The 24,443-nt window shown below is 70.0% G+C and carries 26 protein-coding genes; 15 read left to right on the top strand and 11 right to left on the bottom strand.

Going from position 1 to position 24,443, the window contains the following annotated elements; genetic code table 11:
• Window positions 1-5: 5 nt before the first annotated feature.
• The 5 genes from kynB to A9977_RS14505 all read right to left on the bottom strand — a co-directional run bounded on the left by kynB (window position 6) and on the right by A9977_RS14505 (window position 5,260).
• Entirely contained in the window at window positions 6-635 is a 630-nt protein-coding gene (kynB, locus tag A9977_RS14525) for an arylformamidase (RefSeq protein WP_183025566.1), read from the bottom strand.
• A 72-nt stretch (window positions 636-707) separates the two neighbouring features.
• Window positions 708-1,388 (bottom strand): DUF899 domain-containing protein, encoded by a 681-nt coding sequence (locus A9977_RS14520; RefSeq protein WP_183025565.1) that lies wholly within the window; start codon window positions 1,386-1,388, stop codon window positions 708-710.
• A 73-nt stretch (window positions 1,389-1,461) separates the two neighbouring features.
• Window positions 1,462-2,853, bottom strand: coding sequence for an amidase (locus tag A9977_RS14515; protein ID WP_183025564.1), 1,392 nt, complete (start codon window positions 2,851-2,853; stop codon window positions 1,462-1,464).
• Window positions 2,853-3,755: a polysaccharide deacetylase family protein gene (locus tag A9977_RS14510; protein ID WP_183025563.1), complete on the bottom strand. Its 903-nt coding sequence runs from the start codon at window positions 3,753-3,755 to the stop codon at window positions 2,853-2,855. The genes A9977_RS14515 and A9977_RS14510 overlap by 1 nt, the downstream gene beginning before the upstream one ends.
• Window positions 3,752-5,260, bottom strand: a complete 1,509-nt coding sequence (locus tag A9977_RS14505) for an amidohydrolase family protein (RefSeq protein WP_183025562.1) — start codon at window positions 5,258-5,260, stop codon at window positions 3,752-3,754. The genes A9977_RS14510 and A9977_RS14505 overlap by 4 nt, the downstream gene beginning before the upstream one ends.
• A gap of 38 nt (window positions 5,261-5,298) precedes the next feature.
• Between A9977_RS14505 and A9977_RS14500 the strand changes: the two genes are divergently transcribed.
• Entirely contained in the window at window positions 5,299-5,775 is a 477-nt protein-coding gene (locus A9977_RS14500; protein WP_183025561.1) for a nucleoside deaminase, read from the top strand.
• Window positions 5,776-5,786: 11 nt separating this feature from the next.
• Here the strand turns inward: A9977_RS14500 and A9977_RS14495 are convergent, their stop codons facing one another.
• The 3 genes from A9977_RS14495 to A9977_RS14485 are packed head-to-tail and all read right to left on the bottom strand — an operon-like array spanning window position 5,787 to window position 8,608.
• Window positions 5,787-6,659, bottom strand: a complete 873-nt coding sequence (locus A9977_RS14495) for an ABC transporter permease (protein ID WP_183025560.1) — start codon at window positions 6,657-6,659, stop codon at window positions 5,787-5,789.
• Window positions 6,652-7,512, bottom strand: a complete 861-nt coding sequence (locus A9977_RS14490; protein WP_183025559.1) for an ABC transporter permease — start codon at window positions 7,510-7,512, stop codon at window positions 6,652-6,654. The genes A9977_RS14495 and A9977_RS14490 overlap by 8 nt, the downstream gene beginning before the upstream one ends.
• A gap of 4 nt (window positions 7,513-7,516) precedes the next feature.
• A complete protein-coding gene (locus A9977_RS14485; protein ID WP_183025558.1) occupies window positions 7,517-8,608 on the bottom strand; it encodes an ABC transporter ATP-binding protein in 1,092 nt (363 codons plus the stop codon).
• Between the two features lie 317 nt (window positions 8,609-8,925).
• Between A9977_RS14485 and A9977_RS14480 the strand changes: the two genes are divergently transcribed.
• The 13 genes from A9977_RS14480 (at window position 8,926) to A9977_RS14420 (ending at window position 21,074) form a co-directional block, all read left to right on the top strand.
• Entirely contained in the window at window positions 8,926-9,990 is a 1,065-nt protein-coding gene (locus A9977_RS14480) for an ABC transporter substrate-binding protein (RefSeq protein WP_183025557.1), read from the top strand.
• 4 nt (window positions 9,991-9,994) lie between these two features.
• On the top strand, window positions 9,995-10,729 hold the full coding sequence (locus A9977_RS14475) for an aspartate/glutamate racemase family protein (RefSeq protein WP_183025556.1): 735 nt from the start codon (window positions 9,995-9,997) through the stop codon (window positions 10,727-10,729).
• 76 nt (window positions 10,730-10,805) lie between these two features.
• Entirely contained in the window at window positions 10,806-11,528 is a 723-nt protein-coding gene (locus A9977_RS14470; protein ID WP_183025555.1) for a GntR family transcriptional regulator, read from the top strand.
• 105 nt (window positions 11,529-11,633) lie between these two features.
• Window positions 11,634-12,149, top strand: coding sequence for an antitoxin Xre/MbcA/ParS toxin-binding domain-containing protein (locus A9977_RS14465; protein ID WP_183025554.1), 516 nt, complete (start codon window positions 11,634-11,636; stop codon window positions 12,147-12,149).
• Window positions 12,149-12,622 carry an RES family NAD+ phosphorylase gene (locus A9977_RS14460; RefSeq protein ID WP_183025553.1) on the top strand — a complete coding sequence of 158 codons (474 nt, stop codon included), beginning with the start codon at window positions 12,149-12,151 and terminating at the stop codon, window positions 12,620-12,622. Before A9977_RS14465 ends, A9977_RS14460 begins: the two co-directional genes overlap by 1 nt.
• Window positions 12,623-12,685: 63 nt before the next feature.
• Window positions 12,686-14,053 carry an amidohydrolase family protein gene (locus A9977_RS14455; protein ID WP_183025552.1) on the top strand — a complete coding sequence of 456 codons (1,368 nt, stop codon included), beginning with the start codon at window positions 12,686-12,688 and terminating at the stop codon, window positions 14,051-14,053.
• A gap of 208 nt (window positions 14,054-14,261) precedes the next feature.
• Entirely contained in the window at window positions 14,262-15,257 is a 996-nt protein-coding gene (locus A9977_RS14450) for an ABC transporter substrate-binding protein (RefSeq protein WP_183025551.1), read from the top strand.
• 153 nt (window positions 15,258-15,410) lie between these two features.
• A complete protein-coding gene (locus A9977_RS14445; protein WP_183025550.1) occupies window positions 15,411-16,268 on the top strand; it encodes an ABC transporter permease in 858 nt (285 codons plus the stop codon).
• Between the two features lies 1 nt (window position 16,269).
• Complete coding sequence (locus A9977_RS14440) at window positions 16,270-17,040, top strand: ABC transporter ATP-binding protein (protein WP_183025549.1); 771 nt, start codon at window positions 16,270-16,272, stop codon at window positions 17,038-17,040.
• A gap of 1 nt (window position 17,041) precedes the next feature.
• Window positions 17,042-18,058 (top strand): NAD-dependent epimerase/dehydratase family protein, encoded by a 1,017-nt coding sequence (locus tag A9977_RS14435; RefSeq protein ID WP_183025548.1) that lies wholly within the window; start codon window positions 17,042-17,044, stop codon window positions 18,056-18,058.
• Window positions 18,051-18,842, top strand: coding sequence for an SDR family NAD(P)-dependent oxidoreductase (locus A9977_RS14430; RefSeq protein ID WP_259651976.1), 792 nt, complete (start codon window positions 18,051-18,053; stop codon window positions 18,840-18,842). Before A9977_RS14435 ends, A9977_RS14430 begins: the two co-directional genes overlap by 8 nt.
• A gap of 58 nt (window positions 18,843-18,900) precedes the next feature.
• Window positions 18,901-20,322 (top strand): dihydropyrimidinase, encoded by a 1,422-nt coding sequence (gene hydA, locus A9977_RS14425; protein WP_183025547.1) that lies wholly within the window; start codon window positions 18,901-18,903, stop codon window positions 20,320-20,322.
• 5 nt (window positions 20,323-20,327) lie between these two features.
• Window positions 20,328-21,074 carry an aspartate/glutamate racemase family protein gene (locus A9977_RS14420; protein ID WP_183025546.1) on the top strand — a complete coding sequence of 249 codons (747 nt, stop codon included), beginning with the start codon at window positions 20,328-20,330 and terminating at the stop codon, window positions 21,072-21,074.
• Between the two features lie 21 nt (window positions 21,075-21,095).
• Here the strand turns inward: A9977_RS14420 and argF are convergent, their stop codons facing one another.
• Window positions 21,096-22,040, bottom strand: coding sequence for an ornithine carbamoyltransferase (argF, locus tag A9977_RS14415; protein ID WP_183025545.1), 945 nt, complete (start codon window positions 22,038-22,040; stop codon window positions 21,096-21,098).
• Entirely contained in the window at window positions 22,037-23,242 is a 1,206-nt protein-coding gene (locus A9977_RS14410; RefSeq protein ID WP_183025544.1) for an aspartate aminotransferase family protein, read from the bottom strand. Before A9977_RS14410 ends, argF begins: the two co-directional genes overlap by 4 nt.
• Window positions 23,243-23,401: 159 nt before the next feature.
• On the opposite strand from A9977_RS14410, the gene A9977_RS14405 reads away from it, so the two are divergent.
• Window positions 23,402-23,728 carry a DUF3579 domain-containing protein gene (locus A9977_RS14405; RefSeq protein ID WP_183025543.1) on the top strand — a complete coding sequence of 109 codons (327 nt, stop codon included), beginning with the start codon at window positions 23,402-23,404 and terminating at the stop codon, window positions 23,726-23,728.
• A 31-nt stretch (window positions 23,729-23,759) separates the two neighbouring features.
• Here A9977_RS14405 and A9977_RS14400 read toward each other — a convergent pair whose 3' ends face one another.
• On the bottom strand, window positions 23,760-24,428 hold the full coding sequence (locus A9977_RS14400; RefSeq protein WP_183025542.1) for a TetR/AcrR family transcriptional regulator: 669 nt from the start codon (window positions 24,426-24,428) through the stop codon (window positions 23,760-23,762).
• Between the last annotated feature and the right edge of the window lie 15 nt (window positions 24,429-24,443).

The following is a 24,443-nucleotide window of genomic DNA, read 5'->3' as shown; positions in this document are numbered from 1 at the left end:
TGGGTTCAGAGGCTGCGCAGGACTGCGCGCACGGGAGATGCATCGGCGCTGACCAGCTTGAGCGGCAGCGCGATGAGTTCGTAGTCGCCCTCGGGCACCGCGTCGAGCACGAGGTTCTCGAGCACGCGCAGGTCGAGCCGGCGGATCACCTGGTGGCTGTCGAGCGTCTTGCTGTCGGCCGGGTCGATGCTGGCGGTGTCGATGCCCACCAGCGTCACGCCCAGCGCGGCCAGGCGCTCGATGGTGGCGGGCGCGTAGGCGGCGAGGGCGCCGTCCCAGTGGTCGACCGGTGCGCGCGCATAGGTGCGCACCAGCACGCGCGGCGGCAGGTCGGCCAGCGCGTGTTCGAGATGCGCCCATTCGATCAGCGGGCCCCGGGCGATCGCATGGATCACGCGGCAGCGGCCCAGGTAGGGCGCGAGCTCGACCTCGCCGATGGTGGCGCCCTCGGGGTCGTAGTGCAGCGGGGCGTCGGCATGCGCGCCGACATGCGGCGACAGGCCGATCTCGCTCACGTTGACCGGGCAGCCCGGGCCGATGCGCGCGGCCCAGCGCTGGCGGTAGGGCGTGTCGCCGGGAAAGACCGGCGCGCCCTCGTACACGGGGGGGGAGATATCCCAGATTCTTTGACTCATGGGCGCCAAAGTTAGCGCCGCGCGATGGGTCGTGGTGTCGGTTATTTCCAACGCTGAACGAAAAGCGCCGTGTCAGGGCGTTGCGCTCGGCGCCGGGTACTCGTCGTGCAGCCGCTGCCAGCTGTAGGTCGGGTCCTGGGGCCAGCCGGGCGGCGAGACCTCCCAGCTTTCCTGCCGGCCCCAGGGCGTGAGGTCGAGCAGGTTGAAGGTGTTGCTGGCCTCCTCGACCCCGCGGCCCGAGGTGAACCAGGTCTGGAACACGCGCGGGCCCTGGCGCATGAACACCGACAGGCCGAAGGCCGCGTTGTCCTGCGCGGTCACGAAGTCCTCGTGGAAGGTCGTGCCTTCGCACGACACCCAGGGAAAGGTCCAGCCCAGCCTCGCCTTGACCGCCTCGATGCGCGCCACGCCCGCGCGCGCCACCATCACGAAGTTCGTGTCGCGCGCATGCAGGTGCGAGAAGTCGTTCATCAGGTTGTCGCTGAAGAAGGAGCAGCCCGGGCAGATGTGGCGCTCGGTGAGCATGTTGTGATAGACGATGAGCTGGTCGCGGCCCTCGAACAGGTCGACCAGATGCAGGTCGGAGCGCGTGGTCGAGGCGAACACGTAGTCGCGCGTGATCTCGGTCATCGGCAGGCGCCGTCGTCGCGCGTTGAGCGCATCGTGCGCGCGGGTCAGTTCCTTCTCCGCCTTGAGCAGTTCGTCGCGCGCCGCCTGCCAGGTCGGGCGCGGGACGATGTCCGGGTATGCCATGGTCGTGTCTCCAGGTTTGTGGACACAGTACACATATCGGGGCGGCAGGTAAAGATGCGGGGAAAAACCCTGGTCAGAGGAGCGTCTCGATGTGCTGCGCGCACTGCAGCACGCGTGCGTCCTCGTAGCAGGGCGCGACCACCTGCAGCCCGACCGGCAGGCCGCGCACTTCGCCCGCCGGCACCGAGCAGGCCGGCACGCCGCAGTAGTTGAACAGCGGCGTGAAGGCCGCATGGCCGCGCGGCCCGGCGGGGCGCCCGCCGATGGTGGCCGGGCCCAGCTGGTCGAGCGGCCAAGCCGTGACCGGCGTGGTCGGGCACAGCAGCACATCGAAGGATTCGAAGAAGCGCGCCAGGCTGGCGCCGATGCGCTGCCGCAGGCGCAGCGCGCGCGCCACATCGGCCGGTGTGATCCGGGCGCCGGCCTCGATCTGCTGCACCAGCACCGGGTCGATGCGTTCGCGTTCCTCGGCCAGCCGGTGGCCGTAGAGCGCATGCAGGCCGGCCTGCTGCAGCGCAAGCAGGGGGTACTCGCGCGCCTCGGCGGGCCAGGGCGGGTCGGCATCGGCGATCCGCCAGCCCGCGGCGCGCAGCGCATCGACACGCGATTGCAGCATCGCCAGCACGTCGTCGTCGATCGCGAAGTCGCAGCCCAGTTGCGGGCTCCAGGCGATGCGCAGGTCGCCGGGCAGCGGTGCATCGAGCGATGGCGAGGCATCGAGCCCGACGCCGATCGGCACGCCCGCCGGGTCGCCCGCGTCGTAGGCCAGCAGCTGGTCGTAGAGCCAGGCGCCATCGGCCACGGTACGCGCCATCACGCCGATCACCGACAGACCGTAGTTGGGTTCGGCGAAGCCCCAGGGATGCGGGATGAGCCCGGGGCTGGGCTTGAAACCCACCAGCCCGCAGTGGGCCGCGGGCCGGCGCGTGGAGCCGCCCGCGTCGGTGCCCAGCGCCAGCAGGCCCAGGCCCGCGGCCAGCGCCGACACCGCGCCACCCGAGGAGCCGCCGGGCGTGAGCGTCGGATCGATCGGGTGCCGCGTCGCGCCGTACAGCAGGTTGGACGTCACGCCCTTGCAGGCGAACTCCGAGCAGTTGCTGATGCCCAGCACCACCGCGCCGCGCGCGCGCAGCCGCGCCACGGCCCAGGCATCGCGCGGCGCGATGAAATCCTCGAACAGCCGCGAGCCCTGCGCGATGTGCCGGCCCTCGACCCAGAGGTTGTCCTTGACGGTGAAGGGCACGCCGGCCATCGGCAGCGTCTCGCCGGACGCGAGGCGGCGCTCGACCGCGGCCGCGTCGTCCAGCACCTGCCGAGGATCGAACTGCACGATGGCGTTGAGCGCGGGGTTGAGCCGCTCGACGCGATCGATGAAGTGGCGCGCCACCTCGGTCGCGCGCAACGCGCCCGAGGCCACGCGCACCGCCAGTTCACGCGCGCCCATCTCGTGCAGGGGCGCTTCCATCACGCGGACTCCGCCGGCACGTTCGCGAGCCAATGGCGCGCGATCTGCTCGCGCGTGGCGCACCAGGCGCCGCTGCGTTGCGCGATGTGCGCGAGCAGCGTCGCCAGGCCGTTGATGCGTCCGGGGCGGCCGATGATGCGCGTGTGCAGTCCGATCGACAGCATGCGCGGCGCCTGCCGCGACTCGGCCAGCAAGCAGTCGAAGGCGTCAATCGCGTAGTCGGCGAAGTCGCTGCCACGCACATAGGCGAAGTTGTCGAAGAAGCGCATGTCGTTGGTGTCGAAGGCATAGGGCAGCACCAGGTGCGGCCGGCCGGCGGCCTGCACGTAGTAGGGCAGGTCGTCGTTGTAGGCGTCGCTGTCGTAGAGAAAGCCGCCGTGCTCGGCCAGCAGCCGGCGTGTGTTCACCGAGGCCGAGGACTTGGTGTGCCAGCCCACGGGCGCGCGGCCGTGCAGCCGGCGGATGCTCTCGACGCAGCGCGCGATCAAGGCGCGCTCGTCGGCCTCGGCCATGCCCGCATGCGACTCCCAGCGCCAGCCGTGGCAGCAGATCTCGAAGCCCTGTTGCGCGGCATCGCTCGCGATCCAGGGCGTGGCCTCGAGCGCACGCGCGCAGGCGTTGAGCGTGAGCGGCACGCCGGCCTCCCTCAGCATGCGCGTGATGCGCCCATAGCCCACGCGCGCGCCGTACTCGAACTGGCTTTCCATGCAGAGGTCGGGCGCACCCACCACCTCGTGGTTGACCTCGTGGCGGCTCTCGTTGCGCGCATCGCCCGCGCTCAGCGCGAGCTCGGCGCCTTCCTCGACGTTGAGCACGAAGGACACGGCCAGGCCCGTATCGCCGGGCCAGCGCAGGGCCGGGTAGTTGCCGCGGTAGCCCGCGAAGTCGCGCGGCGTGCTCATGCGAGCCTCGCGGCGAAGGTGTCGGGCGCGATGGCCGTGGCCAGCCCCTCGCGGTGGATGCGCTCCACCGCCGCGAGCACCGGCGCCATCTCAGCCTCGGCCTGTGCGTAGCGCGGCGCCAGGTCCTGGAACTCGCGCTCGATCTCGCGCAGCAGTGCGGCCTCGTCGACGCGCGTGAGCACGCCGCCCTCGATCGCGACCTCGCCCGCGACCATCGAGAAGTCCAGGCCCGCGCCGCGCTCGGCATAGACCAGCTGGCGCACCGGATCGTTGAAGGGCGTGAACGTCACGCTGTCGGTGCGGTAGGCCACCAGGTCGGCGATGGCGCCCACGCGCAGCGAGCCCAGCGCCTCGCCGAAGCCCAGCGCGCGGCCGCCCGCGAGCGTGCCGGCATGCAGCGCCTCGTGCGCCGACAGCCAGCGCCGGTGGTCCTCGCCGCGCAGCTTCGACACCGCGGCCGCGCTGCCCAGCACGTTGAGCATGTTCACCGTCACGGTCGAGCAACTGCCGTCGGAGCCCAGGCTCACGTTGACGCCGGCGTCGAGCAGCTCGCGCACCGGCTGCACGCCCGAGCCCAGCAGCAGGTTGCTCCAGGGGTTGTGCTGCGCGGTGGCGCCGCTGCGCGCCAGTGCGTCGATCTCGCGCGGGTTGAGCCACACCGCGTGGATCAGGCTGGTGGCCGGTTGGAGGAAGCCGATGCGGTCCAGGTACTTGACGATCGGGCAGCCGAAGAAGAGCTGGCCCGTGACCACCTGCAGCCGCGTCTCCTGCACGTGCGTGATGACGGGCAGGGCCAGATCGTCGGCGAGTCCGCGCACGGCACGCAGGAAGCCCTCGGTGCAGCGCTGCGGCGCCGAGGCCGACACCAGCACGCCCACGCGCTTCGACTGCGGATGGCGCGTGCGGGCGAGTTCGCGCACCAGGCCCAATTGGTCCTCGGGTGCAGGGCGCGAGGCCGCGCGCAGCTCGGCCGCCAGCTCGGCGGGAAAGTGCTGCTCGACAAAGGGGAAGTTGTCGACGATGGGCTTGTCCATCATCGCGAAGCCCACCAGCGCGCGGATGCCGGCGTCGTCGTAGGCCTGTAGCGCGGCCTCGATGCGCGCGCGGTCGATCGCGCCGCCCAGGGCGGTGTCGTCGACCAGCGTGGTGCAGCCGGTGCGCAGCGACTCGATCGCGCCGATCATGGTGCGCAGGTAGACCTGGCGCGGCGTCAGCGTGACGGGCGTGCGGGTGCGCACCAGGTGCATCCAGAGTTCGAGCGGCAGGTTCTCGGTGCGCCCGCGCTGGAAGTGCTCGTGCGAATGCTGGTGGCCGTTGACCAGGCCGGGCACCAGCAGGTGGTCGCTCAGGTCGATCGCGTCGTCGGCATCGGCCAGCGTGCCGGCCGGCTCGATCGCGGCGATGCGATCGCCCTCGACCAGCACGTCGCGCGGCTGGCCGTCGAAGGCCAGCGCATCGCCCAGCAGGGCGCGCGCGTTGCGCAGAAGGGTGCGTTTCTTGCTCATGGACAAGCTCCTGGATTTGCTGTGAACGGACGACCGCCATGAACGACACGACGAACGAAGACGATGTGCGCTGGATGCAGCTGGCGCTGGCCGAGGCGCGCGAGGCTTATGCGCGCGGCGATTGGCCCACGGGCGCGGTGCTGGTGAAGGACGGCCGCCTGCTCGGGCGTGGCCAGAACCGGCAGGTCACGCGTGGCGATGTCACGGCCCATGCCGAGCCCGAGGCCCTGCGCGATGCCTTCGCGCAGCACGGCGCCGAGGCGGCGCAGGGCGCCACGCTTTACTGCACGATGGAACCCTGCCCGATGTGCGCGGGCGCGCTCAAGCTCGGCGGCGTGCGCACGCTGGTGCTGGGCCTGCGCCATGCGCGGCTGCGGCGTACCGACCTCGGCGACTACGACATCGAGGCCTTCTGCCGCCTGACCGGCTTCGAACTCGCGCTGCGCGACGGCGTCTGCGAGGCCGAGTACCTGGCGCTGCGGCTGCGCTGGGGCGGCGACCGCGTGCGGCCCTGAAACGGCGCGCATCAGCGGAAGTGGCGCGAGATGCCCGCCACGCGTTCCATCACCACCATCAGCACCAGCGTGGCCGCGATCAGCACGCCCGACACCGCGGCGGCGCGCACGTCGAGGTTGGATTCGATGATGTGCCACATGCGGATCGGCAGCACCTCGCTGCGCGCGTCCGACAGGAACAGCGACACCGCCACGTTGTCGAAGGAGTACATGAAGCCGATGAAGGCGCCGGCCGCGATGCCGCGCGCGATCAGCGGCAGCGTCACGGTGCGGAACACATAGAGCGGCGAGGCGCCCAGCGAATGCGCGCTCTCGAGCAGGCTGCCGTCCATCTGCAGCAGGCTGGCCGAGGTGGTGCGCAGGATGTAGGGTGTGGTGATGGCCACGTGGCCGATCACCAGCGTCCAGAACGAAAGCCCGGTGCCCGCCAGGTTGAACAGCATCAGCAGCGACAGGCCGATGGCCAGCGCGGGCAGCATCAGCGGCGACAGCAGCACCGACTCGGCCACGCGCGCCCAGGCCTCGCGCCGGCGGGCCAATGCCAGCGCCGCGGCCACGGCCAGCATGATCGACACGCCGGTGGCGATGGCCGCGAGCTTGAGCGACAGCACGAAGGCGTCGATCAGCTCGGGCGACTCGTTCCACAGCGCCGCGTACCAGCGGCTGGAATAGCCGGGCGGCGGGAACTTGAGCGAGTAGCCGCTGGTGAAGGAGGTGATCAGCACCACCACCGTGGGCGCCATCAGCAGCACACCCGCGAACAGGCCCAAGAGGCCGAACACCGCCCAGAAGGAGCGCCGCTCGACCAGGCCGCGCAGCGATTCGGCGGCACGCGGGGTGGCGGAAGGCACGCGCGGCGTGCCCGAGACGAAGGCTTCAGCCATGGACGAACCCCTTGCTGCGCCGACCGAGCGCGTTGATGGCGACCACCACGGCCAGCACGCACACCAGCAGCAGCATGGCGATGGCGGCCGCGAACGGATAGTTGTTGGCCTGGATGGCCTGCTGGTACATGTAGTAGGGCATGAACATCTGCTGGCCGCCGCCCACCAGCGTCTGCGTGACGAAGGCGCTCACGCTGGAGGCGAACACCAGCAGCGAGCCCGCGAGCAGGCCCGGCATCGACAGCGGCAGCGTCACCTGCCAGAAGGTGCGCCAGTGGCCCGCGCCCAGCGCGAGCGAGGCCTGGCGCAGGTTGGCGTCGACGTTCATCAGCGCGGTGATCAGCGGCAGCACCATCAGCGGCAGCTCGATCTGCGCCAGCGCGACCGCCACCGCGCCGGGCGTGTAGAGCAGCTTGATCGGTTCGGCGATCAGGCCCAGGTCGAGCAGCGCGGTGTTGAGGATGCCCTGGCGCCCGAGGATCACGACCCAGGCGAAGGTGCGCACCACCGAGCTGGTCAGGAGCGGCAGGATGATCAGCAGCATCAGCGGGCCCTGCCAGCGGCCCGGCGCCTGGGTGTAGAGGTAGGCCAGCGGAAAGCCGATGACGATCGTCAGCAGCGTGACCTCGAGGCCCAGCCACAGCGTGTTGCCCAGCACCGCGAGGTTGAAGCCGTCGGTGAGGAACTTGGCGTACTGGCCGAAGCCGGCCTGCGTCATCTCGGGATCGTTGTGCAGGCTGACCCAGGCCAGCAACAGCATCGGGGCGAGCACGAAGGCGACGAAGAACAGGCCGAGCGGCAGGCTCAGCGGCAGCGCGGAAGCCGAGCGCGTGGTGGCGGCGTTGGCAGCCATCGCGTCAGCCCGCGAAGACGCCGGCGGGCGAGCCCGGGCGCAGGCTCAGGCCCACGCGGTCGCCGGCCGCATAGCGGTGCAGTTCGGCATTGCGCGGCTGCGTGACCTTGACCGTGCGGCCGTTGCCCAGCAGCAGCTCGTAGACCAGCGAGGGGCCCAGCGGCAGCACCATCTCGACCGTGGCCGCCAGCGCGCCATCGGATGGCTCGGCCAGCGCCAGGTGCTCGGGCCGGGCCGCGACCACCACCGCGCCGCTGCGCGAGCAGGGCGCGGCGCGTTCGAGCGCCAGCGCGCCGCCGCCTTCGCAGGCCACCGAGAAGCCGCCCTGTTCGCCCGCGGCCAGGCGGCCCGCCAACAGGTTGGCGGTGCCGATGAAAGTCGCGACGAAGAGCGTGGCGGGCCGGTCGTAGATGGCCTCGGGCGTGTCGAACTGCTCGACGCGCCCGGCGTGCATCACCGCGATGCGGTCGGCCATCGACATCGCTTCGTCCTGGTCGTGCGTGACCAGCAAGGTGGTGATGCCGAGCTCGCGCTGGATGCGCTTGATCTCGATCTGCATGTCCAGCCGCAGGTTCTTGTCGAGCGCGGCGAAGGGCTCGTCGAGCAGCAGCACGCGCGGCCGCACGGCCAGCGTGCGGGCCAGCGCCACGCGCTGCTGCTGGCCGCCCGAGAGCTCGCGCGGGTAGCGCTGGCCGTAGTCGGCCATGCGCACCATCGCCAGCATCTCGCGTGCGGTGGCGCGCGCGGCCGCCGCATCGACGCCGCGTGCGCGCAGGCCGTAGGCCACGTTGGCTTCCACCGTCATGTGCGGGAACAGCGCGTAGTTCTGGAACACGATGCCCGCGCCGCGTTCGTTGGTGGGCAATGCGTCGACGATCTCGGTGCCGATGCGCACCGTGCCGCCGGTCTGGCGCAGCAGGCCGGCCACCACCCGCAGCAGCGTGGTCTTGCCGCAGCCGCTGGGTCCCAGCAGCGCCACCAGTTCGCCCGCGGGAATGGCCAGCGACACCGACTCGACCGCGGTGGCACCGGCGTAGCGGTGATGGATCTGGTCGAGGACGACATCGACGCCGGGCGCGCGAACGGGACTTTGCATGCGGGTGAAGGCCAGCTGGTGCAACGTCGGAATGACGTCGCGATGCGGTTCACGTCTCAAGAAGCGTGCCATGCGATGTCGGCGCAATGGCGGTCGGTGCTGGCCACAAAGACTTTAAAAATTGGCGCCAATGTCGAAAGAACTTGTGCACAGATGGTGCGCTTCGTTCCATGTTGGCGCATGCGGCCGCACCGCCATGGGGGTTGCGCGTGCGGCGCCAGGCGCGGGCCGGGGAGGGCATGGCGTGGCACAAAGATTGCGCTGCAGTGCCGAGCCTGGATCGCAGGCGTTGCCGCACCACCCAAGGAATTCGCACCATGAGCACCTCCAGCACCCCCTTGTCCCGCCGCCAGCTGCTGCAAGGCGCGGCCGGCCTCGGCGCCGCCCACCTGGCCGCCCACACCGGCCTCGTGCATGCGCAATCGCGTTCGATCTCGGCCACCACTTATCCCGGCGCCTGGGAGTCGGCGCACCGCGCGATCCTGCTGCCGGCCTTCGCCAAGGCCACGGGTGCCTCGACCAACCTGGTGTCTTCGCTGGCGGTCGACACGGTGTCGAAGCTCGTGGCCTCCAAGGCCAACCCACCCTACGACGTGATCATCCTGGACGAAGGCCCCTACCTGGCCGCGCTGTCGCAGGACATCTTCGAGAAGGTGCCGGTCGACAAGATGCCCTACTTGAAGGATGTGCCTTCCAAGCTGGTCGACCCGCGCGGCCTGGGCGTGTTCGTGTCGGGCCAGATCATCGGCATCGCCTACAACACCGAGAAGATCAAGAACCCGCCGCGCTCGTGGAACGACCTGCTCAAGCCCGAGTACAAGGGCCGCGTGGGCCTGGCGGGCATGGGCTCGACGCTGATGTCGGCCTGGATGGTGGAGATCGCGCGCCTCAACGGCGGCAGCGAGGAGAACCTCGAACCGGCCTTCGCCTTCGTCAAGAAGCTGATGCCCAACGTGAGCGCGGTGGCCAGCAACCCGGGCTCGCTCGCCACGCTGTTCCAGCAGGGCCAGATCGACATCTCGGTCCACTACAACAACAACGTGGGCGACCTGCAGGGCAAGGGCGTGCCGGTGGCGCTGGCCAAGCCGGACACCGGCTGGATCCACATCAAGAGCGTGATGCACATCGTGAAGAACACCAAGAACCCCGACCTGGCCGCGGCCTACATCAACGCCGCGCTGAGCCCCGAGGTGCAGACCCGCATGGCGGCCGCGCCGTACTTCGTCGCGCCCGTGAGTTCCAAGGCCGTGTTCAGCGAAGGGCTGCAGGCCTATGCGAAGAACACCGCCGACATCGAAGCGATGAATGGCGTCGACTGGGCCAAGCTCAACCCGCGCCGCGCCGAGTACATCGACCGCTTCAACCGCGAAGTGAAAGTCTGACCGCATGAAGCGTGTACTGCTGGGCATGCTCACGCCCTCGTCCAACACCGCGCTCGAGCCGCTGACCTCGGCCATGGTCGCGGGCCTGCCCGAGGTGTCGGCGCATTTCGCGCGCTTCCGCGTGACCGAGATCTCGCTGCGCAGCCAGGCGCTGGGCCAGTTCGACATCGAGCCGATCCTCGAGGCCGCGCGGCTGCTGGCCGATGCGCGCGTCGACGTGATCGCCTGGAACGGCACCTCCTCGGGCTGGCTCGGCTTCGATACCGACGAGGCGCTGTGCGCGCGCATCACCGCCGAGACGGGCATCCCGGCCTGCACCTCGGTGCTGGCCTTCAACGAGGCGATGGCGATGTCGCGCCGAAAGCGCTTCGCGCTCGCCACGCCCTACCTGGCCGACGTGCAGGAACGCATCGTCGCCAACTACCGCGCCAGCGGCTACGACTGCGTGGCCGAACGCCACCTGGGCCGCCACGTGAACTTCGAGTTCGCCGAGGTCACGACCGACGAGATCCGCGCCATGGTGCGCGAACTCGCGGCCGCGTCGCCGCAGTGCATCTCCACCTTCTGCACCAACCTGCGCGCGGCGCGGCTGGTGCCGGCGCTCGAAGCCGAGCTGGGCATTCCTGTGTACGACACGGTCAGCACCGCGGTGTGGAAGGCGCTGCGGCTGTGCGGCGTCGACACGCGGCGGGTCGAGGGCTGGGGCAGCCTGTTCACCGAACTGCATGGCCTGCACTGAGGCCTGCACGGGGCAGTCCGTCTCTGGGTACCATCCGAGCGTTCCTCGCTTTTCCTTTCGCACGCAAGCCCACACCATGGCCTCTTCCACCCTCCGGCGCGCGGCCCAGCCGGCCGCGAAGGCCGCGTCCAAGGCCGACATCTACGAGCGCATCTACGAGGCCGTGGTCGAGCACCGGCTGCTGCCCGGCACCAAGCTGTCGGAGGAGCGCGTGGCCGAGCTGTTCGCGGTCAGCCGCACGCAGGTGCGCGGCGTGCTGCAGCGGCTGGCGGTCGAGCAGCTGGTCACGCTGATCCCCAACCGCGGCGCCTTCGTCACCACGCCCAGTGTCGACGAGGCGCACGACGTGCTCGAGGTGCGGCGCACGCTCGAGCCGGCGATCGTGCTGCGGCTGATCGACCGTATCGCCGAGGGCAAGGCGCCCACCGCCGTCAAGCAGCTGCGCGCGCTGCTCAAGCGCGAGCAGCAGGCCCACGCCAGCGGCGACCGGCGCGCCGCGGTGCGGCTGTCGGGCGAGTTCCACGTGCAGCTCGCGCAGCTCTCGGGCAGCAGCATCATGGCGCGCATGATGCGCGAGCTCACGCCGCTGACCTGCCTCGCGATCCTGACTTTCGAGGCGCCGACCGTGGCCGCCTGTCCCAACGACGAGCACGCGCTGCTGATCGACGCCATCGAGGCCGGCCAGAAGAAGGCCGCGGTCTCGCTCATGACCGAGCACCTGCACCACATCGAGCGCTCGCTCAACCTGCACGAGCGGGAGGAGCCGGAGATCGACCTGGCGGAGGCGCTGCTCGGATAAAGGTGTAAATGCAATGCTATGGCATTGCATTTGCAAGTGTGCTACCGTGAGGGGATGAAGACTCCCTCCACGTCTGTCTCCGTCGCCAAAGCCGCTCCGGCCCCCATGACCGCGCAACGGCAGGATGCGGCCGTTGTCATGGCGAAGAAGTTCGAGAACGTCTTCGAGCGTGCGTTCACCGCCGCGAAAGTAGCGCCCGGCAGCCGGAAGAGGCGTCTTTTCACGACGCTTCTTCACCATGAGGCGCCCACCCTCAACCGCGACGCAGCCGCCTACTGGGCGTCCAGGAGCCTGCCGGCGACGGCGCTCCAGCAGTGGTTCGAGGCGACCGGCCTGGAAAAGAAGAAGGACCTGTTCATCGCGCTGCAGGTGACGCCGTCGACGCTGTCGCGCGCCAAGCCCCATACGACGCTCGATGCCGCCGTGACCGAGCGCATGCTGCGCCAGAGCGAACTGTTCGTGCGCGCGGCTGAAGTGTTCGGCGAGGACGGCGCGACATGGATGACCAGGCCGCACGACCTGCTCGACGGCAAGGCCCCGGTGGAATACGCGAGCAACGAATTCGGCGGCGCGAAGGTGCGCCAGATCCTCAACGCGATCGAGTACGGCGGCGTCGTCTGATGCCGTCGGTTTGGCGCATCGGCAGCAGCAAGGGGCTGACGCTGCCCATGCTGGCCTTCGGCTCAACGCTCGAATCCGGGCGCTGGCATCGCACCCCGCCGGACGGCCTGCCTGTGGTCTATGCGGGCGCCAGCCGAGCGCTGTGCCAGTTGGAGAAACGCGTTCACTGCAACGGCGTGCAGCCGCGCAACCAGGCGCTGCTTCGGCTGGACTTGCCGGACGATGCGGCGCTGCTCGACGTCCGAACGCTCGAGAGCCTGCCGGCCCACTGGCGCGAGGATGAACCCTGGACCCAGGATGCGGGCGTTCGTTGGCGGGCCTCGGGCGCTTCGCTCGGCTTGTGGGTTCCCTCGGCGGTGGAGCCGGGGGAATCGAACCTCGTGCTCAACCCGGACCATGCAAGGTTCGCCTCGATCGTGCTGACGGTCGAGCGCAACCCGTTCCAGTTCGACGACCGCCTGTTCCATCCTTAGCGCCTGCCGAACGTCACAAGGATTGGATACAAAACACGGCATGCCCATTGCTTCGGCAAGGGCATGGAACACGCCGCACCACCCCTCACGCCCCACTTCTTCGACCTGCTGCTGCTCGACGCCATCGCGTTGACCGCGGACCCGGCCCGCCCCGAGATCCGGGGCAGCGCCATCGGCATCCGCGACGGCTGCATCACCTGGCTCGATGCGCAGCCGCCCGCGCACTACCAGGCCACGCGCACGCTGCGCCTGCCCGGCCACTTCGTCACGCCCGGCTTTGTCAACGTCCACACCCACGGCATCCTGACCATGGTCCGGGGTGTGGCGGCCGACCTGGGCTTCGCGCCCTCGTACACGCCGGGCATTCCCAAGGGCACGCAAGTCGACCCCGCGCAGGCGCGCGCGCTCGCGCGGCTGGGCGCGCTGGAGGCGCTCCTGTTCGGCTCGACCGTGATCGGCGACAACTTCGTGCATGCCGACGTCAGCACCGAGGCCGTGGTCGAGCTCGGCGTGCGGCTGTGCCCGAGCTGGCGCATCCACGACGTGGACTTCGCGCGCGTGGCGCATGGCGACTGGCACCACGACCCGGCCATCGGCCAGCGCACGCTCGAGGCCGGCCTGGCGCTGCACGCACGCTGGGCCGGCCATCCGCGCGTGCGCGTCAACCTGGCGGCACATGCGGTCGACACCTGCTCCGACGGCTTCCTCAAGGAAGTGGCAGCCGCCTCGGCGCAGCACGGCCTCACGGTCAGCACCCACCTGGGCCAGAGCCAGGTCGAGGTCGACCGGGTGCGCGAGCGCAGCGGCCGCACCTCGACCGAGGTGCTGGAAGACGTGGGCCTGCTCAACGAGCGGCTGATGGGCGGGCATTGCATCTACGTCACGCCGTCGGATGCACGGAAGATGGCCGCGGCCGGGGCGCATGCGGTGCACATCCCGAAGTGCAACGCCACTTCGGGCCGCCTCGCGCCCACGCCGATGCTGCAGCGCGCGGGCGTGAACATGGCGCTGGCCACCGACACGCAGCACGGCGACATGGTCGAGCTGATGCGCTGGGCGCTGGTCACGGCGCGGGTGCAGGAGGGCAAGGTCGACGACAGCTGGCAGCCGCACCATGTGTTCCACATGGCCACCATGGGCGGTGCCAAGGCGCTGGGCATGGCCGACACGCTGGGCAGCCTGGCCGTGGGCAAGGCGGCCGACCTGGTGGTGTTCGACGCCAACCGGCCGCACCTGCGCCCGCACGTCAACCCGCTGGGCAACCTGGTCCACACGGGCCAGGGCCGCGACGTGCGCATGGTGGTGGTGGCGGGCGAGGTGCTGGTCGAGGACGGGCGCCCGACGAAGGTCGACATGGAGGCCGTCTGCGCCGAGGCCGAGGCGGCCTCGCGCGCGCTGTGGGGTGGCGAGGGGCGGCGCTACTGGGAGTGAGGACCCGGTGCATCGCGCACCATCGGCGGGAACTTTGTATCCAATCTGTGCGCTGCATTGGCTTCGTTGCCTAGAGGAGATGCCGCTGTCCGCTGCATTCCCAGAGGAGAAGGTCGTCCGGATGGATTGGATACAAAGCTGGCACGTCATTTGCTGAACAAGGGGCAGGCACCGACATCGCGGTGCCATCCACCATCCCGGGGAACCCATGTTCAAGTTCATTGCCCAACTCTTCTTCCTGGCGGCCGCGGTGCTGCCGATGGCCAGCCAGGCCCAGGACGCGATCAAGCTCGGCTATGCCAAGTGCGCGCACTGCACGCCGCTGGCGCTCACGCCCGAGAACGCCACCGGCGTGAAGCTCGAGGCCATCGCCTTCAACACCGGCAACGACGTGCTGACCGCGCTGCTGTCCAAGAGCATCGACGTGGCCCAGGTCACCTACCTGCACTACGCGACCGCGCTCGACAAGGGCTTCGACGTGGTGGCGATCTCGGGCCAGATCAACGGCGGCTCGCAGATCCTGGTGGGCAACGACCTGCCGCTGGCCGAGAACGACTGGGCCGGCCTGAAGAAGCTGATCGCCGACTACAAGGCCCAGGGCAAGCCCTTCCGCGTGGCGGCCTCGCGCGGCAATGCGCAGGACATCCACATGCGCGGCGCCTTCGCCAAGCAGGGCATCGACATCAACAAGGACGTGCAGTTCATCAACATCCCGAACCCCTCGGACCACGTGCAGGCGCTGCGCCGCGGTGAGGTCGAGCTGATCTGCTCGGTCGACCCCTTCGCCACCCAGATCCGCGAAGTGAAGGCCGCCAAGCTCTTCGCCTACCCCTATGACCAGGCCGCGGGCAAGCTCACCAATTTGATCGTGACGCGCTCCGACGTGATCGCCTCGCGCTCCAAGGGCGTGGAGGAGACGGTGCGCTCCATCGTCAAGGTCAACGACCTGATGAGCAGCAACAAGACCCTGTTCGTCGACACCATCCAGAAGGTCACGGGCCTGGACAAGGCCGTCGCCACCGGCGCGGTCGCGAACCTCTACCCCGACTACGAGATGCACCGGGCCTCGGCCGTGGCCATCGCGAAGATGATGCGCGACCTCAAGTACATCAACACCGACGTGAGCGCTGCGGTGGAGAAGAACATGGACTACCGCTTCCTCGAGGCGGTCACGGGCAAGCCCAAGTCCGCCCTGGGGTTCTAGCCCACCCCCGATCGGCTCACTTCGTGTAGCCGCTCCCCCTCAAGGGGGCGCACCCGGCGGCCCGGCTGAGCCGGTTCCTCGGGTGCCCGCGAAGGGGCGGGGAAGGGACGCAGCGCGTGTGCGCTGCGCATTGAAAGAGAAAAGGTTTTGCAGATGACACAGCTATCCACTTCACTCCCCGCGGCGCAGGCCCCGGTGGCCGCCGTTCCGCTCTGGAAGCGGCTCTATGGCCGCATCGAGCGTGCGATCGTGCCGGTCCTGCTGCTCGTGGGCTGGGAGATCTTCTCGCGCTCGGGGGTGTTGCCGCCCGCGCTGCTGCCCGCGCCGTCGCAGGTGCTGGTGGCCTGGGCCGACTGGGTGTTCGCGACCGACGGCAACACGCAGACCTACAGCGGGCACTGGATCCACGACGTGGCGTCGAGTGCGCTGCGGGTGTTCGCGGGCTTCGCGATCTCGACGGTGCTGGGCGTGGGCATCGGCATGGCGATCGGCTGGTCGCGCACGGTGGAGCGGCTGATCGAGCCGGTGCTGCAGATCCTGCGGCCGGTGCCGCCGGTGTCGTGGATTCCGCTGGCCATCATCTGGTTCGGCATCGCCGACAAGCCTGCCATCTTCCTGGTCTTCCTGGGTTCCTTCTTCCCGGTGCTGCTGAGCACCATCCACGGCGTGAAGGGCTGCGACCGCAACCTGCTGCGCGCCGGCGCCATGACCGGCGGCACGCCGGGCAAGCTGCTGCGCTACATCGTGTTCCCGGCCGCGCTGCCGAGCATCTTCTCGGGCCTGCGCATCGCGATCGGCTCGGCCTGGATGCTGACCGTCACCGCCGAGATGGTGGCGGTGAAGAGCGGCGTGGGCTACGTGCTCTGGGATTCGTACTACTTCCTGCGCTACGACATCGTGATCGCCGCGATGGTCAGCATCGGCCTGCTCGGCTTCCTGAGCGACCTGGCGATCAAGCTGATCGCCGCCCGCGTGCTGCGTTGGCAGCGCGGCACCACCAAGGAGGCCTGAGATGAGCCTGATCGAAATCAACAGCGCGACACGCCTGTTCGACGACCCCAAGCGCAAGGGCTCGGTCAAGGCGCTCGACAACGTGAGTCTGCACGTGGCGCGCAACGAGTTCCTGTGCCTGCTGGGCCCGAGCGGCTGCGGCAAGTCGACGCTGCTCAACCTGATCGCGGGCTTCGACAAGCCCAGTTCGGGCACGGTGCGCGTGGGCGGCCAGATCGTGAGCGCGCCCGGCGCCGACCGCGGCGTGGTGTTCCAGCAGCCCACGCTGATGCCCTGGCTCAGCGTCTGGGAGAACGTGGCCTTCCACCTCACGATGCAGGGCGTGGGCAAGGAACTGCGGCGCAAGAAGGCGCAGCACTTCATCGAGATGGTCAACCTCAAGGGCTTCGAGAACCATTTCCCGAGCGAGCTCTCGGGCGGCATGAACCAGCGCGTGGGCATCGCGCGCGCGCTGCTCATGAACCCCGAGGTGATCCTGATGGACGAGCCCTTCGGCGCGCTCGATGAGCAGACCAAGATGGAGATGCATGCCGAGCTGGTGCGCATCTGGCGCGACAGCCAGAGCACCATCGTCTTCGTGACCCACGGCATCGACGAATCGCTGGCGCTGGGCACGCACGTGGCCGTGATGTCGGCACGGCCCGGCCGCATCCGCGAGATGATCACGGTCGACCTGCCGCGCCCGCGCGACCCGACCAGCCCCGAGTTCAACGACGCCAAGCGCCACATCCTGTCGCTGCTGCGCCCCGAGCCCGTGGCCACGGAGGCCTGAGGTGTCGACCTTCGTCACCGGTGCCTGCGGCTTCGTCGGCCTGGCCTTGACCGAGCACCTGCTGTGGCGCGGCGAGAACGTGGTCGGCTTCGACCGCGCCGCGCCGCCGCCGGCCGCGCTGCGGGCCTTCGAGGGCCTGCCCGGCCGCTTCGCGATGGTGCTGGGCGACGTGCGCGATGCCGATGCGCTGCAGCAGGCCATGGCCGCGCACCGGCCGCAGCGGCTGGTGACGCTGGCCGCGATCACCGCCGATGCGCGGCGCGAGCGCGCCACGCCGGGCGCGATCTTCGACGTCAACGTGGGCGGCGTGATCGCGGCGCTCACGGCCGCCGCGGCCTGCGGCGTGACGCGGGTGCTGCATGCGAGCTCGGGCTCGGTCTACGGTGCGAGCGGCGAGAGCGCCGAGGCGCTGAGCGAAGACACGACACCACTGCGGCCCGAAGGCCTCTACGGCATCTCCAAGCAGGCGGCTGAGGGCGCGGCACTGCGGCTGGCGGCGCTGCACGGCCTCGACCTGGTGGTGGGTCGGCTCGGCACCTGCTTCGGCCCCTGGGAGGCCGACACCGGCGTGCGCGACACGCTCAGCGCACCGCTGCAGATCCTGCGCCTGGCCGAGCGCGGAGAGCCGGTCGTGCTGCCGCGTGCGGGCCAGCGCGACTGGCTCTACGTGCGCGACGTGGCGGCCGCGATCAGCGCGCTGCTCGACCGTCCGCACCTGCCCCGCGCCGTCTACAACGTGGCCGCGGGCTTCAGCGGTGCGATGACCGAGTGGTGCGCCGCGGTGGCCGCGCGCCATCCGGGCTTCGACTGGCGGCTGGCGCGCGAGGGCGAGCCGGCCAACGTCGACTACTACGCGCCCTACGACCGCGCACCGATGGCCATCGACCACCTGCGTGCCGACACCGGCTTCTCGCCGCGCTTCGACCTCGCGGCCGCGGCCAAGGACTTTCTCGGCTGGCGTGACGGCCAAGGCCTTTCACCTCGCACGCGGCGCCTGTCGCATCCTGCCCATGCCTGATTCCTCATCCTCCCAACGCATGGCCGGCCAGGTCTGCATCGTCACCGGTGCCGCCTCGGGCATCGGCCGCGCGATCGCGCGCACGCTGGCCGCGCAGGGCGCGACGGTGGTGGTGGCCGACGTCACGACCGAGGTCATCGAAGGCGGCGCGCCGACTGCGGAAGTGATCGCGGCGGAAGGCGGCCGGGCCGTCTTCATCGCGACCGACGTGGCGCGCACCGAGCAGGTCGATGCGCTGGTGGACCAGGCCGTCGCGCGCTTCGGCCGGCTCGACGTGCTGGTCAACAACGCCTGCATCCGCCATGCGCGGCCCTTGCTCGAACTCGAGGAGGCCGACTGGCTGCGCGTGCTCGACGTGAACCTGGGCGGCGTCTACCGCTGCTGCCGCGCGGCGGTGCGCCAGATGCTGCGGCAGGCGCCGGTCGACGAGGTGCGCGGGCGCATCGTGAACCTGTCCTCGCAGCACGGCCTCATCGCCGCGCCCGGCGACCTGGCCTACGGCACCAGCAAGGCCGGCACCGCCTACCTCACGCGCCAGGTCGCGGCCGACTACGCGGCCCAGCAGATCGTCTGCAACGCGGTCGCGCCCGGCAAGATCCAGACCGGCGCCGGCGGCCGCGCCATCGACCCCGTGGTGATGGAACGCGCCGAGCGCCGCACGCCATGGCCCCGGCTGGGCCGGCCCGACGACGTGGCGCGCGCGGTGCTGTTCCTGGCCAGCAGCGAAGCCCGCTTCATCACCGGCACCGAGTTGATGGTCGATGGCGGCTGGATGGCGGCATGACCCACCGTCCAACCCTCTAGGGCGCCCCTTCTTGATTTCTTCACCCCGCACACCTCCCATGTCCGACTTCGACCTCGTCATCCGCAACGCGCGCGCCGTGACCGCTTCCGACACCTTCGACTGCGACATCGGCATCCGCGCCGGCCGCATCGCGCAACTGGGCGCGGGCCTCGGGCCGGGCGCGCGCGAGATCGATGCGGCCGGCCGCACCGTCACGCCCGGCGGCGTCGATGCGCATTGCCACCTCGACCAGCCGATGCCGCCGCCCCAGCGCATGGCCGACGACTTCGACACCGGCACGCGCTCGGCGGCCTGCGGCGGCACCACCACCGTGATCCCCTTCGCGGCGCAGCACAAGGGGCAGTCGCTGCGCGCCGCGGTCGAGGACTACCGCGCGCGCGCCGAGGGCAAGGCGCATGTGGACTACGCCTTCCACCTGATCGTGAGCGATCCCACGCCCGAGGTGCTGAAGGTGGAGCTGCCCGCGCTGATCCGCGAGGGCTTCACCTCCTTCAAGATCTACATGACCTACGACGACATGAAGCTCGACGACGGCCAGATCCTCGACGTGCTCGACGTCGCGCGCCAGGAAGGCGCGATGGCGATGCTGCATGCCGAGAACTCGGACTGCATCGAGTGGCTCACGCGCCGGCTCGAGGCCGCGGGCCGCACCGCGCCGCGCTTCCATGCGCATGCGCGGCCGATGCTGGTCGAGCGCGAGGCCACGCACCGCGCGATCGCGCTGGCCGAGCTGGTCGATGTGCCGATCCTGATCGTGCACGTGTCGGGCCGCGAGGCGGTCGAGCAGATCCGCTGGGCCCGCGCGCATGGCTTGAACGTGTTCGCCGAGACCTGCCCGCAGTACCTGTTCCTCACGGCGGAGGACCTGGGCATCGACGACAGCTACAAGGGCGCCAAGTGCGTCTGCAGCCCGCCGCCGCGCGACAAGGCCAACCAGCAGGTGATCTGGGACGGGCTCAACGACGGGCTGTTCACCGTGTTCTCTTCCGACCACGCGCCCTTCAAGTTCGACGCGCCCGAGGGCAAGAAGCCCGGCGGCGAAGAGGTTTCGTTCCGCCACATCCCCAACGGCATCCCGGGCCTGGAGACGCGCATGGCGCTGCTGTGGTCCGAGGGCGTGCTGGCCGGCCGCATGACGGCCAACCGCTTCGTCGACCTCACCGCCACCGGCCCGGCCAAGGCCTACGGGCTGCATCCGCGCAAGGGCACGATCGCGATCGGCGCCGATGCCGACCTGGTGGTGTGGGACGAGCGCGAGGTGGTGATCGAGAACGCGAAGCTGCACCACGCGGTCGACTACACGCCCTACGAAGGCATGCGCCTGAAGGCCTGGCCGGGGCTCACGATCAGCCGCGGCGAGGTGGTGTGGGACGGGCAGGACTTCCATCCGCGGCGCGGTCGCGGCGAGCTGCTGGCCTGCGGCAGGCCCTCGCTGCTGCCGGCGCGGCGCGCGGGGTGAATGCAATGCGCCTGCTGATCATCAACCCCAACATTTCGGAGAGCGTCACCGCGCTGATCGAGGCCGAGGCGCGCCGCAGCATGGCGAGCGATACCCAGCTCACGATGAAGACCGCGCCCTTCGGCGTGGCCTACATCGAGACCCGCTTCGAGGCGCTGATCGGCGCCTATGCGGTGGCGCAGGTGGCGGCCGAGCAGGCCGAGGGCCACGACGCGGTGATCGTGGCGGCCTTTGGCGACCCGGGCCTGGGCGGCCTGCGCGAGGTGCTGCCGATGCCGGTGCTCGGACTCACCGAATCGGCGCTGGCCAGCGCCTGCCTGCTGGGCCACCGCTTCTCGATCGTCGCGATCTCGCAGCGCATCAGCGCCTGGTACCGCGAGGTGGTCGAGGCCAACGGCCTGGTCGGCCGGCTGGCGAGCATCCGCGCGCTCGACCAGCCGCTGCCCGGCATCGGCAGCGTGCAGACCGACCATGCGCAGGCGCTGCGCGCACTGTGCCTGCGGGCGGTGGAGGAGGACGGTGCCGAGGTCGTCGTGCTGGCCGGCGCACCCCTGGCGGGCCTGGCGCGCACGCTGCGCGGCGACCTGCCGGTGCCGGTGGTGGATGGCGTGTCGAGCGCGGTGCGGCATGCCGAGTCGCTGGTGGCCCTGGCGCCCGGCAAGGCGACCCGGGGCAGCTTCGCGCCGCCGCCGGTCAAGCCCAACGCCGGGCTGCCGCCGGCGATCGAGCGTCTGCTGCTGCAGCGCCGCTGAGCGGGCGCCGCGGCGCTCCGGTCAGGCCGTGAGACGGCCCAGCAGCAGGAACTCCATCAGCGCCTTCTGCATGTGCAGCCGGTTCTCGGCTTCGTCCCAGACCACCGACTGCGGCCCGTCGATCACCTCGGCCTCGACTTCCTCGCCGCGGTGCGCGGGCAGGCAGTGCATGAACAGCGCGTCGGGCTGGGCCACGCGCATCATCTCGGCGTCGACGCACCAGTCGGCGAAGGCGGTGCGGCGCGCGTCGTTCTCGGCCTCGTAGCCCATGCTGGTCCAGACGTCGGTGGTGACCAGGTCGGCGCCGCGGCAGGCTTCCATCGGGTCCTTGAAGACCTTGTAGCTCTCGGCCGAGCGGATGCCCGCGATCGACTGGTCGACCTCGTAGCCGCTGGGCGTGCTCAGGTGCACCTTGAAGCCCAGGATCTCGCTGGCCTGCAGCCAGCTGTTGGCCATGTTGTTGCCGTCGCCAACCCAGGCCACCGTCTTGCCCTTGATCGAGCCGCGGTGCTCGATGAAGGTGAAGATGTCGGCCAGGATCTGGCAGGGATGGAACTCGTTGGTCAGGCCGTTGATGACCGGCACGCGCGAGTTGGCGGCGAAGGCGTCGATCTTGTCCTGGCCGAAGGTGCGGATCATCACGATGTCGACCATGCGGCTGATGACCTTGGCGCTGTCCTCGATGGGTTCGGCGCGGCCCAGCTGGCTGTCGCCGGTGGTGAGGTTCACCACGCTGCCGCCCAGCTGGTACATGCCGGCCTCGAAGCTCACGCGGGTGCGCGTCGAGGCCTTCTCGAAGATCATCGCCAGCGTGCGGTCGACCAGGGGCTGGTGGCGTTCGTAGGCCTTGAACTTCTTCTTGATCAGCGCGGCGCGCTCGAACAGGTAGCCGTACTCCTCGGCCGAGAGGTCGGAGAACTGCAGGTAGTGCCGGATCGGCGCTGCGGCGGGGCTCGAGGTGCTCATGGCTTGGGCTCCGCGAGGAAGGTCTTCACCAGCGGCGCCAGGATGGCGACGATCTCGTCGGCCTCGGCCACGCTGAGGATCAGCGGCGGCACCAGGCGGATCACGCTGTCGGCCGTGACCGAGAGCAGCAGGCCGGCCTCGCAGGCGCGGTTCAGGATCACGCCGCAGGGACGGTCGAGCTCGATGCCCAGCATCAGGCCCTGGCCGCGCACTTCCTTCAGGCCGGCCAGGCCCTCGAACTCGCGCTCCAGCGCGGCCTTGAGGTGGGCGCCGACGTTGGCTGCGTTCTCGAGCAGCTTGTGCTCTTCCATGATGCGGATGGTCTCGACACCGGCGCGCATCGCCAGCGGGTTGCCGCCGAAGGTGGTGCCGTGGTTGCCGGGGCCGAAGATGTTGGCGGCCTTGGGGCCGGCCACGACCGCGCCAATCGGCACGCCCGAGCCCAGGCCCTTGGCCAGGGGCATCACGTCCGGCTTGATGCCGGCCCACTGGTGGGCGAACCACTTGCCGGTGCGGCCCATGCCGCACTGCACCTCGTCGATCATCAGCAGCCAGTCGCGCTCGTCGCACAGCGCGCGCACCTGCTTGAGGTACTCGATGCGCATCGGGTGGATGCCGCCTTCGCCCTGGATGGTCTCGAAGAACACGGCGACCACGTTGGGGTTGCCTTCGGTGGCCTTCTTGATGGCCTCGATGTCGTTGAGCGGCACGCGGATGAAGCCCTCGACCAGCGGGCCGAAACCCTTCTGGACCTTGGGGTTGCCGGTGGCCGACAGCGTGGCGATCGAGCGGCCGTGGAAGGCCGCTTCGTAGACCACGATCTCGGGGCGTTCGATGCCCTTGTCGTGGCCGAACTTGCGCGCCAGCTTGAGCGCCGCTTCGTTGGCCTCGAGGCCGGTGGAACAGAAGAAGGCGTTGGTCAGGCCCGACAGCTCGGTCAGCTTGGCCGCCAGCTGCTCCTGGCCGGGCACATGGTAGTAGTTGGAGCTGTGGATCAGCTTGGCGATCTGGTCCTGCAGCGCGGGCACCAGTTCGGGGTGGTTGTGGCCCAGGGTGTTCACGGCGATGCCGCCCAGCCCGTCGAGGTAGACGCGGCCGTTCGTGTCCCAGACTCGGCAGCCCTGGCCGTGCGACAACGCGATCGGCAGGCGGCCGTAGGTGTTCATGACGTGGGGCGACGTGGGTTCGGCAATGGCGCTCATGCGGTTCTCCGGGAAAGGGAAGGGGATTCTAGGCCGCGGTGTTGACCGGGTTGTTGCTGATTCCGCATCGCAGCAATGTCGTCCCGCATCCGGCGGGCCGGGCCGCCGGATAGAATCGTTGTGCGCTGCAGCACCATTGCCAGCCGCTTTCCTCCCAAGATGATTTCTCCCAACGCCAAAGAAGTTTTCATCCAGGGCATCACGGCCGATGGCCGTACGTTCCGTCCCAGCGACTGGGCCGAGCGCCTGGCCGGGGTGATGAGCCCCTTCCGCCCGGGCGGCGCGACCCCGGGCAGCCACCTGAGCTATTCGCCCTGGTGCGTGCCGACCTCGATCGGCGGCGTCAAGTGCGTGATCGTCCATGCCGACCTACGCGCCCACGACGTGATGGCCTGGGACTTCGTGATGAACTTCGCGCGCGACAACGGCCTGCAGATCGCCGAGGCCTGCCTCGTGCCCGACACGCCGCCGCCGGCCGCCAAGTAGCGGGCCGGAGCGCCGCGGCGCGCACGGCGCCTCAGGGGTGGCGGATGCCGGCCTCAAGGTAGTCCATGAACAGGGCCCGCTCCTGCTGCGCGTTGCCGCGCCGCCCCATCGACAGCGGCCCGAAGGGCGAACGCAGCGCATAGCTGCGGTAGGAAATCCCGTAGTACAGCGAGTTCATGGTGAGCAGCAGCCGGAACTGCAGCACCTCCGTCGGCGTGCCGGGCAGCAGGGCCTGCAGCCGGTGCAATGTCATCTCCAGCACCTCGCGGTGCATCTCGGCGGAGAAGCGCTGCCCCTCCTCACCGAAATCCCAGCCCAGCCGGCCGATGAAGCACACGGCGTCGCGGCCCAGGCCCGGCTCGCCGAGCATGTCGATCATCGGGCCGAAGGCGGCGTCCAGCACGTCGCGCACGCTGTGCTCGCGCTCGCCCAGCGCCTCCAGCCGGGTGCAGCAGCGCGGCACCAGGATGCGCTTGAGCATCTGCGTGACCTCTTCCACCACCCGTGCGCGGTTGCCGAAGTGGTAGTGCAGCGCGGACAGGTTGGCCGCGCCCGCGGCCGCGACGATGCGGCGCAGGGAGACCCCATTCATTCCCTCCTGCGCGAACAGACGCATGGCCTCGAGCAACAGACGCTCGCGGGTGCCTGCGCTGGCGGCCTCGTCGCCTTTGGCGCTCGCGGGAACGGAAGGGGTTCGCATGGGTCGCCGATTGTC

This window comes from Variovorax sp. UMC13 (assembly GCF_014170375.1).
In the GTDB taxonomy this organism is placed as follows: Bacteria; Pseudomonadota; Gammaproteobacteria; order Burkholderiales; family Burkholderiaceae_C; genus Variovorax.
The sequence above is the reverse complement of the archived record's forward strand: the minus strand, read 5'-3'. Positions and strand labels throughout refer to the sequence as shown.

Excerpts from the sequence above, each read along its gene's own strand:
- kynB (WP_183025566.1), bottom strand. The coding sequence starts at position 635 with ATGAGTCAAAGAATCTGGGATATCTCCCCCCCCGTGTACGAGGGCGCG.
- A9977_RS14520 (WP_183025565.1), bottom strand. The coding sequence starts at position 1,388 with ATGGCATACCCGGACATCGTCCCGCGCCCGACCTGGCAGGCGGCGCGC.
- A9977_RS14515 (WP_183025564.1), bottom strand. The coding sequence starts at position 2,853 with ATGGAAGCGCCCCTGCACGAGATGGGCGCGCGTGAACTGGCGGTGCGC.
- A9977_RS14510 (WP_183025563.1), bottom strand. The coding sequence starts at position 3,755 with ATGAGCACGCCGCGCGACTTCGCGGGCTACCGCGGCAACTACCCGGCC.
- A9977_RS14505 (WP_183025562.1), bottom strand. The coding sequence starts at position 5,260 with ATGAGCAAGAAACGCACCCTTCTGCGCAACGCGCGCGCCCTGCTGGGC.
- A9977_RS14500 (WP_183025561.1), top strand. The coding sequence starts at position 5,299 with ATGAACGACACGACGAACGAAGACGATGTGCGCTGGATGCAGCTGGCG.
- A9977_RS14495 (WP_183025560.1), bottom strand. The coding sequence starts at position 6,659 with ATGGCTGAAGCCTTCGTCTCGGGCACGCCGCGCGTGCCTTCCGCCACC.
- A9977_RS14490 (WP_183025559.1), bottom strand. The coding sequence starts at position 7,512 with ATGGCTGCCAACGCCGCCACCACGCGCTCGGCTTCCGCGCTGCCGCTG.
- A9977_RS14485 (WP_183025558.1), bottom strand. The coding sequence starts at position 8,608 with ATGCAAAGTCCCGTTCGCGCGCCCGGCGTCGATGTCGTCCTCGACCAG.
- A9977_RS14480 (WP_183025557.1), top strand. The coding sequence starts at position 8,926 with ATGAGCACCTCCAGCACCCCCTTGTCCCGCCGCCAGCTGCTGCAAGGC.
- A9977_RS14475 (WP_183025556.1), top strand. The coding sequence starts at position 9,995 with ATGAAGCGTGTACTGCTGGGCATGCTCACGCCCTCGTCCAACACCGCG.
- A9977_RS14470 (WP_183025555.1), top strand. The coding sequence starts at position 10,806 with ATGGCCTCTTCCACCCTCCGGCGCGCGGCCCAGCCGGCCGCGAAGGCC.
- A9977_RS14465 (WP_183025554.1), top strand. The coding sequence starts at position 11,634 with ATGACCGCGCAACGGCAGGATGCGGCCGTTGTCATGGCGAAGAAGTTC.
- A9977_RS14460 (WP_183025553.1), top strand. The coding sequence starts at position 12,149 with ATGCCGTCGGTTTGGCGCATCGGCAGCAGCAAGGGGCTGACGCTGCCC.
- A9977_RS14455 (WP_183025552.1), top strand. The coding sequence starts at position 12,686 with ATGGAACACGCCGCACCACCCCTCACGCCCCACTTCTTCGACCTGCTG.
- A9977_RS14450 (WP_183025551.1), top strand. The coding sequence starts at position 14,262 with ATGTTCAAGTTCATTGCCCAACTCTTCTTCCTGGCGGCCGCGGTGCTG.
- A9977_RS14445 (WP_183025550.1), top strand. The coding sequence starts at position 15,411 with ATGACACAGCTATCCACTTCACTCCCCGCGGCGCAGGCCCCGGTGGCC.
- A9977_RS14440 (WP_183025549.1), top strand. The coding sequence starts at position 16,270 with ATGAGCCTGATCGAAATCAACAGCGCGACACGCCTGTTCGACGACCCC.
- A9977_RS14430 (WP_259651976.1), top strand. The coding sequence starts at position 18,051 with ATGCCTGATTCCTCATCCTCCCAACGCATGGCCGGCCAGGTCTGCATC.
- hydA (WP_183025547.1), top strand. The coding sequence starts at position 18,901 with ATGTCCGACTTCGACCTCGTCATCCGCAACGCGCGCGCCGTGACCGCT.
- A9977_RS14420 (WP_183025546.1), top strand. The coding sequence starts at position 20,328 with ATGCGCCTGCTGATCATCAACCCCAACATTTCGGAGAGCGTCACCGCG.
- argF (WP_183025545.1), bottom strand. The coding sequence starts at position 22,040 with ATGAGCACCTCGAGCCCCGCCGCAGCGCCGATCCGGCACTACCTGCAG.
- A9977_RS14410 (WP_183025544.1), bottom strand. The coding sequence starts at position 23,242 with ATGAGCGCCATTGCCGAACCCACGTCGCCCCACGTCATGAACACCTAC.
- A9977_RS14405 (WP_183025543.1), top strand. The coding sequence starts at position 23,402 with ATGATTTCTCCCAACGCCAAAGAAGTTTTCATCCAGGGCATCACGGCC.
- A9977_RS14400 (WP_183025542.1), bottom strand. The coding sequence starts at position 24,428 with ATGCGAACCCCTTCCGTTCCCGCGAGCGCCAAAGGCGACGAGGCCGCC.